11 protein-coding genes and 2 pseudogenes are annotated in these 12372 nt (G+C 67.4%); 7 read left to right on the forward strand and 6 right to left on the reverse strand.

Going from position 1 to position 12372, the window contains the following annotated elements; translation table 11 throughout:
• Positions 1–803 precede the first annotated feature (803 nt).
• Entirely contained in the window at positions 804–1520 is a 717-nt protein-coding gene (locus OG395_RS51445; protein WP_327249043.1) for a hypothetical protein, read from the reverse strand.
• 408 nt (positions 1521–1928) lie between these two features.
• On the reverse strand, positions 1929–2795 hold the full coding sequence (locus OG395_RS51450; protein ID WP_327249044.1) for a GNAT family N-acetyltransferase: 867 nt from the start codon (positions 2793–2795) through the stop codon (positions 1929–1931).
• Positions 2796–2838: 43 nt separating this feature from the next.
• Here OG395_RS51450 and OG395_RS51455 point away from each other — a divergent pair, with 43 nt between their 5' ends.
• Both OG395_RS51455 and OG395_RS51460 read left to right on the forward strand, forming a co-directional pair.
• Positions 2839–2979: a hypothetical protein gene (locus OG395_RS51455; RefSeq protein WP_327249045.1), complete on the forward strand. Its 141-nt coding sequence runs from the start codon at positions 2839–2841 to the stop codon at positions 2977–2979.
• 358 nt (positions 2980–3337) lie between these two features.
• Positions 3338–3529: a hypothetical protein gene (locus OG395_RS51460; protein WP_327249046.1), complete on the forward strand. Its 192-nt coding sequence runs from the start codon at positions 3338–3340 to the stop codon at positions 3527–3529.
• Between the two features lie 655 nt (positions 3530–4184).
• Here OG395_RS51460 and OG395_RS51465 read toward each other — a convergent pair.
• Positions 4185–4397: pseudogene (locus OG395_RS51465) on the reverse strand (phospholipid carrier-dependent glycosyltransferase); the annotation flags it as partial.
• A 565-nt stretch (positions 4398–4962) separates the two neighbouring features.
• Here OG395_RS51465 and OG395_RS51475 point away from each other — a divergent pair.
• The gene (locus OG395_RS51475; RefSeq protein WP_327249047.1) at positions 4963–5628 is read left to right on the forward strand and encodes a nitroreductase; all 666 of its coding nucleotides are present in this window, start codon (positions 4963–4965) and stop codon (positions 5626–5628) included.
• A 689-nt stretch (positions 5629–6317) separates the two neighbouring features.
• On the forward strand, positions 6318–6848 hold the full coding sequence (locus OG395_RS58830) for a 1-deoxy-D-xylulose-5-phosphate synthase N-terminal domain-containing protein (protein ID WP_442818711.1): 531 nt from the start codon (positions 6318–6320) through the stop codon (positions 6846–6848).
• Positions 6849–6869: 21 nt separating this feature from the next.
• Here OG395_RS58830 and OG395_RS51490 read toward each other — a convergent pair whose 3' ends face one another.
• Both OG395_RS51490 and OG395_RS51495 read right to left on the reverse strand, forming a co-directional pair.
• Positions 6870–7034, reverse strand: coding sequence for a hypothetical protein (locus tag OG395_RS51490; RefSeq protein WP_327249790.1), 165 nt, complete (start codon positions 7032–7034; stop codon positions 6870–6872).
• Between the two features lie 29 nt (positions 7035–7063).
• Complete coding sequence (locus OG395_RS51495; protein ID WP_327249048.1) at positions 7064–7978, reverse strand: ion transporter; 915 nt, start codon at positions 7976–7978, stop codon at positions 7064–7066.
• A 166-nt stretch (positions 7979–8144) separates the two neighbouring features.
• Between OG395_RS51495 and OG395_RS51500 the strand changes: the two genes are divergently transcribed.
• The gene (locus OG395_RS51500; RefSeq protein ID WP_327249049.1) at positions 8145–8294 is read left to right on the forward strand and encodes a twin-arginine translocase TatA/TatE family subunit; all 150 of its coding nucleotides are present in this window, start codon (positions 8145–8147) and stop codon (positions 8292–8294) included.
• Positions 8295–8369: 75 nt separating this feature from the next.
• Here the strand turns inward: OG395_RS51500 and OG395_RS51505 are convergent.
• Positions 8370–8837: pseudogene (locus OG395_RS51505) on the reverse strand (CBS domain-containing protein); the annotation flags it as partial.
• 822 nt (positions 8838–9659) lie between these two features.
• On the opposite strand from OG395_RS51505, the gene OG395_RS51510 reads away from it, so the two are divergent.
• Both OG395_RS51510 and OG395_RS51515 read left to right on the forward strand, forming a co-directional pair.
• A complete protein-coding gene (locus OG395_RS51510; RefSeq protein WP_327249050.1) occupies positions 9660–10568 on the forward strand; it encodes an MBL fold metallo-hydrolase in 909 nt (302 codons plus the stop codon).
• Between the two features lie 63 nt (positions 10569–10631).
• Complete coding sequence (locus OG395_RS51515) at positions 10632–11561, forward strand: transposase family protein (protein ID WP_327241440.1); 930 nt, start codon at positions 10632–10634, stop codon at positions 11559–11561.
• The last annotated feature ends 811 nt before the right edge of the window (positions 11562–12372 follow it).

The following is a 12372-nucleotide window of genomic DNA, read 5'->3' on the forward strand; positions in this document are numbered from 1 at the left end:
CCGCCCGGACGGCGCCCCTGGTCGGGCTGCGCGACAGGGCACTGGTCCTCACCGGTTTCCACCATGGTCCCCGGGGCGGTGACCGACCTGGCTGCTCACCGGCGACGTGACCTGTACGCGGCCGGCATGCAGGTCACCGTCCTGACGGGGAAGACCAAGCACTTGGTGCGCAACGCGAAGATCCGGTACTCGCAGGATCCCGGGGTCTGCCCGGTGAGGGCCTGGACCGCTTGCCGAGAGCGGCTGGTCGCCGAGCATGGGGAAGCGCGGACTGAACTGTCCACCCCGGCCTTCGTCGGCGGGAATCCCCGTGACCGCTGCAGGTACGAGCCGACGACCCGGTCAGCATGCGGCAGATGCCGGCCCCGGTTGGGGCCCGCCGGGTCAGGCTGCCGGATCTCGGGGATGTACTCCTCGTGCCGGGCTGCTTATCGCCCGCCTCGGCATCCCTCGAGACGAACTGCTCCCAGCTTCAGCCGGGTTGCTGCGACCACCCAGCGGTGAAGGTCTCTCACCTCACTCGACTCCATGGCGCCTCGTGGCGCACCCACCCGCCACGACATACGCGGATACGTCTTCCTCGGCACCGTCACCGCTGTCGCACTCCTCATCTGGCTCCGTTCATAATCGAGGAGAAAGGGCGACCGGGCTGCCCGGAACGTTGCCACTACAAGCAGTACGGCCACACCTTCGTGGGACGACCCCCGGAAACACCGCCCCACCCCCGTCTCAGCCCGCTACACTCCCCACACCCAAGCTGCTGACCAGCGCCAATGAAGAAGCCCGGCTGGAGTACCACTGCGTCACGAGTGGTAGAGCACCCGCACGACCATCGTGTCGCCGGGCAGGCCGTCCAGGTAGGCGTTGAACATCCGCTCGTAGTCGGGGCCGCCGCCCTCCACCCACCGCCCGTCGAGGGTGAGCAGGGCGGGGGTGGGCAGCACGGCGGCCACATGGCGGGTCACGTAGGTTTCCAGGTCCTCGTCGAGGTGGAGGGCGGGGTCGGAGGTGAACCGTTCCTCCAGGGCGGGGTCGGCCTCGATCGCCTGGATCAGGGGCTGTTCACGGAAGGCGGCGACAGCCGCCTCCCTGGCGTGCTCCGGCTCCAGGTTCCTGACCCGCTCGGCGAAGTGGTGGAAAGGCAGCGCGGGCGGGTAGCCGTCAGCGAAGGCTCGGTACGCCGTCCAGGTGTCGGCCGCCCGGCGGGCCTCGGCGGTGCGGGGCGTGTCGAGGTCGAGGATGCCGCGCGGGCCGCCGTGGCAGCGGGACGGCGGCAGGACCTCGGGGAGTTCGGTCCAGTCGTCGTATCGCACGAGCCGGGGGTCGTCCTCGTGGCCGGGCAGTACGTCGAAGAGACAGCCCGCCCCGGAAACGAACCAGTAGCTCCACTCGCCCACCCAGTCCGGGTGAGGGCGGTCCTCACGGTCGTACCAGAAGGGGGCCATGGCCTGCCCGATCGCCTGCTTCAGCCCGTCGGGGCGGACGGGCGGCAGACAGACGGTGATGCGCTGTTTGCCCATGGTGTCCCCTCCTGTGGTGCGGTCCGTGCTGGGTGCACGGTCGGACGGCGCGTGGTGCGGTGCGCGACCCACCTTGACAGGCCGCGCCGGCCAGACGACCGGCAGGGGCCCGCAGGAGACGAGCGGGCTCATCCGTCGGCGTGGGCTCGGGCGCGGCGTCCTCGTCACCGAGGTTCTGTCCCGCGGTGTTCCCGCCCAGCATCACGCAACCGCCCTTGGCCGCACACGATGGCGTGGTCCCACCGGCGTCGCCGCCACCAAGCACGCGCCCGCCGTTGCCACTACAAGCAGCGCGCCCACACGTTTGTGGGATGCCCCGGCAAAGACCGCCCCACCCCCGATCCAGCCCACTACACTCTCCACGCCCAAGCCGTTGACCAGCGCTAATGAAGAAGTCCGGCTGGAGTACTAGGCGTCCCGGTATTGATCCCGGACCTCGGGGCGTTGCTTGAAGCCGGCTGACTTGTATGTGGCGATGGCACCGACATTGGCGCTCGGGGCGCAGACGATCGCGCTCGACGAGCCCAACTCCTGGAGTGCGGCCGCCGCGGCGACGGTGATCGCCTCGCCGTAGCCGTGACGGCGATGTTCCCGGTGCACGCCCATCGGTTCGAGCAACCCGGGCCTACCCGGACCGGCCGACCACACCGTCACCGCCGCCACCGCGTTGCCCTGCTCGTCGTACGCGACCAGACACCGGGCGTCCGCGTACGGCAATCCGGCCGCCATCGCGTGCCAGCGCTTGTCTGTGAACCTCGACCCGTCGAACGCTGCCCGATGCACGGCGGCAAACACGTGTGCCTGCTCCGGCCCGACCAGCTCGATCCGCACGCCTGGGTCCTTCACCGGCTCCGTGAGGTCGCGGCGCAGCGGCGTCCACGGCTCGTCGGCGTTCCAGCTGTCCTCGAACAGCAGATCTTGGACCAGTGCACCCGTCGGCGCCTCGATGTTCACCGTCCCCTCGGGCAGCACGCCGCGCTCCGGCTCGGTCACGTCTTCGACCACCTGCTGCGCCAGCTCCTCGTCCTGCTGAGCGTCTGGCGCGATCGTCAGCCGCAACAGCCCGGGACCGTCCAGCAGCCCGACGGCGAGAATGTGTCCGTCCCGGCTCCACGTCCTGACCGCCGCAGCGGTCGCTTCCGCACCTAACCGCCAGAACCAGCCCAGGTCCCCCGGATGCAGTTGCATCGGCGACCCGTCGTACTGCCACTCCCGCAGCACGCCCACAGCCTCGCTCAGCTCGTCGACTCCCGGCTTGCCCAACGCAATCTCCATCCCTGATCTTCGCAGGGAATCCCGGCCTTCAGGAAGGGTGGGAATGCGACCCTTGCCCGAATGGCAGTTCACCGAGGCCGAGTTCGCGCAGGCGGCGGAGTTGTGGGCCAAGCCCGACTACGTCGACGTGGTGATCCACAGCCACCGGCACCGCCTGCCCGTCACTCCCGGTGACCCCCGGTAAGCCGGACTGGAGCAGAGGCTGCTGGACCAGCCGAAGATCACTGTCCCCGCGGTCACTCTGGACGGGCAGGCCGACGGCGTCATCCCGCCGACCGACGGAAGCGGGTAACGCCGCTCACTTCTCGGGCCTCTGGGTGCACCAGGTCGTCCCGGGCGCCGGACACAACCTCCCCCAGGAGCAACCCGCGGCGTTCACCGCCGCGATCCTCGAAGCCGGCGCCATGGGTTGACTACCGGCTGGATCATCCTTGCCTTCAGTTCGTCACCCCCTTGACAGGTGACGATTGGGGGTGCACGCTGATAGTCGTCCCCAGCAGCGATGAGGACGCCTTCCACGATCGACGAAGTGGAGAACGGTCATGAACAAGGAACTCACCCGCGATGCCGCGGCGGCGCGGCACGCGCGCTACGGCAGGCTCCCCGAGCGGATCCGCTTCGAGGACATGACCGAAGAGGTGGAGGCCGGGCAGAGTGGCGGGGAGAACGGCTCGTACAACCCCGAAGGCTCGTGGAAGTACTACTCGTGCCTGGCTCTCGATCTGGGGCTGTAGACCCCGTACGGCATTCCCGGGCGCATGCCTACGGGATCGGCGGCCCGCAGGTGTCTCGGCGCCGTTGACCCGCGCCCGACGCGACGGCCGGTCGCCACTGCGTCGCCCGCCGCGTCCCGCCGGAGGGGAGGCTGATCGGGCGGGACAAGGACCTGGAGTCATACGGTCCCACTCCAACGGTTCCGCCGTCCACGGGCGGCTCTGCTGCTGTCGGGCGGAGCCGGCCACAGGAAGAGACGGCGCTTCTCGAGCGATTCGAGGCGGACGTCAACTACGCCGGTCTCAATCAACGGCTCGTGACGCTCGTCGCCCCTTCGACCTGCTGAATCGCATCCACCGAGACGCCCTGCGTGTCGCGGTGGCTGCGCCAGCGGCCCGCCGGCTCGGCGAGCACCGGGAGGCGATCGCTATCTGCGAGCACGCACCTCCCGTGGTGCAGGAGACCGGGAACCGCCGCAGTGAGGCCGCGACCTGGGACAGGGTCGGCTACGCATGGCAACGTCTGGGCGGTCTCGATGCCGTGATCGCGGACTACCGCCGGGCGCTGCGGCTGTACGAAGAGGTTCTCAACGGTTACAGCCAGGTCGACGTCCTGGACCACACCGCGTCGGCCCAGCTGGAACGGGGCGACGACGACCACGCCCGGGAGAGTTGGGTAGTGGAAGAGCACAGGGCGGCCGAGGACCAGCCAGCTCCAAGGCTTCGACTCGTACGTGTGGGGAGTGTGCAGCCCCACATTGAACCGGTAGACGTCGTACTCGTAGTGCCACAGGTTGCGGAGCGGGGCCGGAATCCACGACCATGTGCCGCCGCGGCCGTCCGCCCAGTGGCGTCCGTATCCGTTGTCGGACAGGAACCAGCCGGTCCATGCTCCGCCGTTGATCCGAGTGTGCAGACAACGCGGGTGTTGCAGCCATCGGACGGATCGGCACCAGCGTTCCAGTGGCGGAATGCGCTGCGGGTGTAACCGTCGCGGGGCTCGGGGCCCAGCGGCAGCGCGGAGACTGCCACCCCGACCTCGGCCGCGTCAAGGACGCGGTGACGCTCCTTCAGCAGCGCATGCCGGTTGAGCCGCTATGGACCGGCACGCTCGCAGGTGATGGATGCTCAGACAAGGCAGGAGTCGGAGCTCGGGACCCCGGCGGACATCGAGGACTCCAGCGAAGGGTCACCAGACTTGAGCAAGAGAATGTCGAGTTGACCACCGCGTTGGAGGAAGCTCTACGAGCTGGACCACTTGAAGCCGCGCAGTCCCCTCGTGCCCTCACCCATCGGAGCAACACGAGGAACGGGTCCGGAGCCCAGCGGGCAGCCGTGATTCGGCGGAAGCCGCGTACTTCGGGCTTCCCTCGGCGATACCCCCATCCTGTTGCCTTCTTGCGTGCTCAAGACGGTAGACAGGTGGTTGTCGTTGGCTGAGAGGACGAGAAGACGTGGATGTGTATGAAGCCGTGCACAGTCGCCGGGCCGTGCGGGCGTTCAGGGATGAGCCGGTACCCAAAGAGGTACTCGAACGAGTGCTGGCCGCAGCGACGCGGGCTCCGTCGAGCGGGAACCTCCAGCCGTGGCATGTGTATGTCGTGACCGGCGAGCCCCTGGCCGAACTGAAGAGGCACGCGACGGCCAGGGCACTGGCGGGTGACCCGGGTGATGAGCGGGAGTATCCCATGTACCCGGCCACACTGACCTCGCCGTATCTGGACCGTTTTTCCGCCGCGGCCGCCCAGCGGTACAAAGCGCTGGGGATCGAGCGCGACGACCTCGACAGGCCCACAAAGATCGCAGCCTTGAACTCGGAGGCGTTCGGGGCGCCGGTCGTACTGTTCTGCTACCTCGACCGGACGATGGGGCCCGGGCAGTGGGGGGACGCGGGGATGTACTTGCAGACAGTCATGCTGCTGCTGAGGGCGGAAGGGTTGCACAGCTGCCCTCAGGTGATGTGGACGTTGTATCGCAAGACCGTCAGCCGGATAGTCGGAGCCGATGACGGGCTCGTGCTGTTCTGCGGTGTCGCGGTGGGATTCGAGAAGCAAGGCGTGCCACGGCTGCGTACTGGGCGGGCGGACATGACAGAAACAGTGAGCTTCATCGGAGTGTGACGTCCAGGACTTGCCGATCATGTCCGTAGCCAGATGGCGACGGCTGCTGCTGTCGCCGTGCCGAGGAAAACGTAGCCGCGCTTGTCATAGCGCGTAGCCACTGCCCGATGCTGCTTCAAGCGGCTGGTTGCCCGTTCGACGGTGTTGCGCTTCTTGTACCGCTCATCATCGAAGCCCGGTGGCCGTCCGCCGCGCGATCCTTTGCGTAGGCGGGCGGCCTGGCTGTCGGTCTTCTCCGGGATCGCGTGCCGGATGCCCTGCCGCCGCAGGTACTCCGATGGATCTGTTGCTGTATGCCTTATAGGCACCGTGGGCCGGCCGTTAGGTCAGTTTTGGCAGGGGCCGGGTGAGACTGTCCGGCTTCCCGCGCGGCCTGCCCAGGCCGAGTCCGGGCACGCGAATCTTCTGCAACACGGTGATGAGCTGGGTGCAGTCAGCGTGCTGACCTGCGGTGACGACCAGAGACAGCGGGGCGGCAGCACCCGTCTGTACTCAGGTGGATCTTGCTGGTGAACCCACCGCGCGAGCGGCCCAGGCCCTCACCTTCCGCACCGCCTCCGCCAGATGGACGACCAGGCCCTGCCGCGGCGTCTCGCTCCGGTGTTCCGTCTCTTCGGCCCCCCTTTAGAACGGGTTCCGGCGGCGGCCTGTTACGGGCGCCGGCAGCATGCTGGTGTGCGCGGACGATAGTGGGGTCCACCGAGATCTCCAATCGATCTCCCCGGGGCCATCGGCGGCGGCCTGGACCTTCTGGAGGAGGCGCTCCCAGGTACCATCGGCCGACCACTGACGGTGGCGTTCGTAGCCGTCTTCCACGGGCCGAACCGCTGGGGGACGTCACGCCCCACTGGCGTACCCGTAGCCTCCACCGCTCACCTGGCCGCGGCGACCGGCTACCACCGGACCGGGGACGGGCCGACAAAGAACGCTGCCGACACAAGCTGCTGACGCGGCGCCAGGACTTCTCCCGGCTCAGGCACGAAGGCGGGCTGTCCGGCTGTCCCTGCCGCGCGGAGTCCGCCCACGAGATCGTGGAGAACCAGCACGCCTCGGTGTCGCTGCCCTGGGCGGCGGATGGCAATCGTGACCGCGCAACGGCGGGGCATGGCCCGTCATGCTCGACGAGTTGGCCGGCGCGCGAAGAGTCTCACCGACACTCCGGCCACCGCAGTGGTCTCCCTCCCCGTGCTGGTCAACGAGTGGTCGACCCAAGGCGGTAGCCGGGCCCCGATTCGGGTCTGTCAAACGAACGGCTCTGCCCCGTAATCGGTTGTAGCGCTGTGTGGTGATCGCTGGAGGAGGATGCGGTGGGGGAGGGTGAGACCGACGTTGACGGCGGCGCGGTCGAGTTCGAGCCGACTCAGCACGCCGATGACGATCGAGTTGATGATGTTTGAGGTCGTCATGGGTCGCCTCTCGCCTTCTGCCGTTGTGGCTACGAGTGACCTCCGGAGGTGGAGGCAGTCCGCTCTGCCTCGCGGGGCCGGCCCGGCGAGGCCCGGGTCAGGCCGCGCTCCAGGTCGTCGAGGGCGCGGCGGGCGGTGGCGATGCGTTCGAGCAGCAGGTGGGGGTCCTCTGGGGAGGCCGCGAGAGGTCGGTCCCGAGCGTCGTTCTCCTCCATGTCGCGTGCTTCGTCCAGGGAAGTGATGACGACGCCGATGAGGACGTTGACGAGGACGAAGGAAGCGAGCAGGACGTAGGAGGCGTAGTAGAAGATGCTCCAGTGGGAGACTTCCAGGCCCGCACGGACCGCATCGCCGATGCCGTCCAGGGTCATCAGGAGGAAGAGGGTGAGGACGGCGCGGCCGATGGAGCCGTAGTGCTCGGGATCGTGGTGTGCGAAGAAGACCCAGCCCACCATCGCGTAGACATACAGCAGCAGAGCGCCGACGACCAGGAAGCTGAGCGTGCCGGGGAGACTGCGGCCGACCGCGACCAGGAAGATGCGCAGCTGCGGCAGGAAGCGGGCGGTGCGCAGCACTCGGGCCAGCCGCAACAGTCGCAGGACGGTGGTGTTCTCGCGTACGACGGGCAGGAAGGCACTCAGTACGACGGCGAGGTCGAAGAGGTTCCACGGGTCGCGGAAGAAGTCCCGGGGGCGGTTGGCGTGGGCGGCCAGGCGCAGCACAATTTCCACCGTGAAGGCGGCGACGCAGGCGTGCTCGGCGAGGCGTAACCACCAGTGCCAGTCGTCCACCAGTCCGCTGTACGTCTCCACGCCGAGCAGCGCGGCGTTGGTGAGGATCAGGGTGAACACGGTGGCGGCGAACCAGCGTGCCTCCGTGATGGCGCGACAATGCCACGCCAACGTCTCCCGGGCGGTCCGAGTCCCGGCTGTCTCTTCCGTCATCCTGCTCTGTTCCTCCGTGCAACACGCTGTTTCCGGCCAGCCGGGCCGGAAGGCGGGCTTGTTGAGCGATCATGCTCCAGGAGAAACTTCTACAGCACTGTAGATAGCGATGTGCTGCCGGTATGCCGTTTCGGCCGCCGTCCGTCCCCCTGGGAGAGCAGATCTGATGTTCGGCCTGAGTGAACTGGCCCTGATCCTCGTCGTCGTTGTGGTGGTCCTGGGGGTCAAGAAGCTGCCCGAGCTGACACGTTCGGCAGGCAAGGCGGCCCGCATCTTCAAGAGCGAGGCCAAGGCGCTGAAGAACGACGAGCGGTGAACATGCGCCGGCCCCAGCCCTGCGAGGGGCTGGGGCCGGCGAGGCGTCCGCCTTCAGACCGTTGGTGTCATCAGGCTGTGGCTCCAGGAAGCGGGCCAACAGGTCGTCCAGGCTCATCATGCCGGTGAGACGGCCGGAGCCGTCACGGACGACGGCGAGCGAAGCCCGGCGCCGACGCAGCAGATCGATCGCGTCGGCGACCGTCGTGCCCCCGGTCAGCTCGGGGGTGGGGCAGGCCAGACTGCGGGCCGTTATGGCCCGGCCCTGGGCGCGGGCCACCAGCGTGTCGCGGGCGTGAACCGAGCGGAGGATCCTGTCGTTCTCGCGGACCAGAAGCCGGGTGTCGTCATGCGCCGCGGCGATGCGGAGGATGGTCTCGGTGTCGGCGTCCGCGCCGACCGAGATGATCGCGGCGGCCAGGACCGGGAGGTCGCCCACCGCAGTCTCGGGCTCGGTCGGCGAGCGCGTGATCAGTTCGGAGTCGCTCGCGCTGATGAGGCCAAGGTGCTCGGACTCCTCGACGGGGTGTGTGAGCTGCTCGCGTGGCAAGCCTGACCGCCCACGTCCTGCACGATGGGGACGCAGTCGCACTTCGCATCAACAGGACGCCGTTGAGGTTGCCACCGCCCCTGGACGCTCTTGTCCTGCAACTCGGCGACATTGCTCACAGCCACGAGCACACGGTGGACAGCAACGAGCTGAACGCACCCTGGCTCTTCCCAACTCAACGTCCTGGGCGAGCACTGACCAGCGGCCGACTCGCAACACGCCTGCGAAACATCGGTCTTCCGTCCGAAGTCGGACTATGCGCCGCCCTGCTCGACCTCTGTGGACAGATGCCATCGGCGGTGCTGCAACGGTTGCTCGACAATTGCACCAGGCTGCGCTCTTCTCCAACCGCATCTGTTCGACCGCGGTAGCCAGGGTTTCCCAGAAGATGAGCGGAAGCGGGTGGACGTCACCGAGTTCTTCCAACAGTCCGAGGGCGACTTCCCACTCGTCCAGGCACCAGTGAGGGCGGCGCTGTCATCCCGGTTCGCATCCAGCGCCGCGTCCTTCCTGCCCTTCGGACGCTGTGCGCGCGCCTTGCTGAACCTAGGTCCAGGTGGTCCACCTTCGTCGCAATCATCGGAGCACTACCGCGGAAACACTGAATAAGTGGATCAAAATGGTGAGTCAGGTGATATCCGGATTCGGTCATACATGGACCATGGGCGGGATTACTCACCTCGCCTGGGAATTTCCTTCGCGCACAGCCGTCAGGGGCAAGTCCCGCCATTCAAGGTCTTGAGACCCTCGATCGCCTTGCGCCATCGCCACACTGTTCCACCTGTCCGCCGGACGGGCCGCACAAAGGAGATCATCATGACCGAGTTCGCGCCTGTACCCGCCTTCGCCCTGGGTCCGGACATCCCGGAGTCCGGGTATGTCGTCACAGATCTGGGCGGTGGTGCCTACTTCGTCACCCAGGGGATGATCAACACGATGTTCCTGGTGACCAAGAAGGGCGTCGTCCTCGTGGACGCCTCACCATTCCTTGGGGACAAACTACTGGCGGCGATCGAGGAGGTCACCCCGAAGCCGGTGACTCACCTTATCTACAGCCACGCGCACGCCGACCACATCGGGGCAGCTCACCTGCTGAACCGGGACGGTCTGAAGATCATCTCCCACGAGATCACCGGCGAGTTCATCAAGGAGGCCAAGAACGACGACCGGCGCCCCCTGCCCACCGAGACCTTCAGCGGCCGGCGCAAGGAGATGGACATCGACGGCGTCAGGTTCGTCCTCGACTACACGGGAGACTGGCACCAGGCCGGCAACCTGTTCGTCCACCTGCCGGAGCAGAAGATCATGGCGGCGATGGACAGTTTCGCGCCGAAGAACGCGCCGTTCTTCCGCCTGTACTTCTCCGCGCACCTGCCTGCGTACTTCGACGCCATGGACCAGATGCTGGAGTATGACTTCGAGACCATCGTGACTGGTCACATGGCCCTGCACGGCACTCCCGAGGACGTCGCGATGAACCGCGAATACATCCGCGACCTGCGCACCGCTGCTTCCGAAGCGCTGCGGACGATCGACCTGAAGGAAGCCACGGCCGCCGCCAAGGTGCCGGAGAACAACAAGCAGGCGGAGCTCAAGGTCTGGATGGACGCGGTTGTCGCTCGCGCCGCAGAGCTGATGCCTCCCTGGGACAAGCGCCTGGGAGGCACCGATATCTTCCTCGCCGACAACCTCAACGCCGTCGCATGGAGCGTCTTCATCGACTAACGGCGTGGTGTACGACAGCGGTTTCGGCTGGTCGGGAACGTGAGGAGAGCCGTACGGGTTGGGATGGTTGTGAAGCGATCCTTGGCCCGTACGGCTCTCTCGCATCGTATCTGCACGGGCATCTCGAGGCGTCGACTCGGGGCGCTCATCGCCGAGTTGGCCAGCCCGTGGATGGCGCGGGAAGAGTCCCGGCTGGGCGAACGCCGAGGCCATGAGCGTCTGCGCGCCGAAGGTGGCGGACCCAGCCATCAACTGGTCTTCACCGACCGGGTGATCGCGACCCTGGTGATCCTGCGGTTCCAGCTTCCGCACGCCGCCCTCGCCGTCTTCTACGGCGTGGACCGCTCCACCGTCACGCGGGCCGTCCATGAGATCCGTCCGCTCCTGGCGGCGCGGGGCTTCGCGGTCCCCGGCGAGGCGGGACTGCGTCTGCACACGCTGGCCGATGTCTTCGCCTACGCCACCGCGAAGGGTGTTGAGCTGCGCCTGGACGGCACCGAGGTTCGGGTCCGGCGTCCGAAGGCGCGCCGCCCCGGCCGGCGTGCGTTCGTGTCCGGCAAGATGCGGCAGAACACCAAGAAGGCCACCGTCATCACCGACGGACAGGGCCGCACTCTGTGGACCGGCGCGGTCCGGCCGGGCCGTATGCATGATCAGACGGCGGTCAAGACCGAGGGGATCGAGGCCCTCTTCGAGCAGTACCCGCAGGTCAAGGCCAAGGTGGATGCCGGATACCGGGGCCTGGCCAAACGGTTTCCCGGCCAGGTCCAGGCGCCGCCGAAGAAGCCCGCCAAGGACGCGTCGGCCGCGGAGGTGACCGTCTGGGAGGAGGCCCGCAAGAAGCAATCCTCGGAGCGGATATGCGTCGAGCACGCCAACGCCGAGCACAAGCAGTGGAGGCCCCTCCAGCGGTACCTCGGCCGCCGTGAGTACTACACCGAGACCCATCTGGCCATCGCCGGCCTCGTCTCCGACCGCACCGCAGAGCGGTAATCACCCATCAGCCAACCCGCCAGGCCAACACGCCCCAACCTCAGTCGCGCACGACACCGTAAGAGGAGCTCACACAATGGGAGTCCGATCAGCGTGCGTGCCAGGCGTCGCGAGGCGGGCGCCCATTGTGTGAGCTCCTCCAAGGCGATGTGTCCTACGTGGTGAGGGGACGAATTGCCTCCACCGGGGTACTGAGCCACGGCAAGCTCGAGGAAGGCCGGAGAGTTGCCGGGCGCAGCGGGGACCGAGTCCGCGATGGCCCGGCAGTCGGGAGATCGTCGGCTTGATCACCCGCCCTCGATGGCAGCTGTTCGCCCGCGGGCCGTGGAATTCAGGGTCGATCTTGTATGCCCCTCCTGGCCCTCACATGGGCGGATCCAAGGGCTTCCCGGGAGGCATCGAGGTCGGCGTCGTCGAGCTGGCGCGGCCGCTTCCTACAGCCAGCCCCCGCTCCGTACCCACAATCCAGATCAGGAACCGGCAGTGCGCGGTCGCCTTCCACAGGCCAGATTACGGCGGCAGAGTCCACCAAGCGCGTCCGGTCAGACATGTTCCAGGCTCCGCCACCCTGCGGGCGCATCTGCCTCTATGAAATCGGTCACCTGGCGATATCCCACAAGCCATCTGGCAATCCCGCCCCTGCGCAGACCACTGCACAGTCACCGCATAGGGCGCCGTCCAACAGGCCATCTCATCAAGACTGTTCGCCCCGCGTCCTGGGGTGAACACGTACGCGGGTGAGGGGCTCACTACTGATCCGGTGCGGGTTCCGGCTTGACCTTCGAGTCGGGTTGAAGGTTTAACGTCGGTG

Origin of the sequence: Streptomyces sp. NBC_01320 (genome assembly GCF_035974375.1) — a bacterium.
Taxonomy (GTDB): Bacteria; Actinomycetota; Actinomycetes; order Streptomycetales; family Streptomycetaceae; genus Streptomyces; species Streptomyces yanii.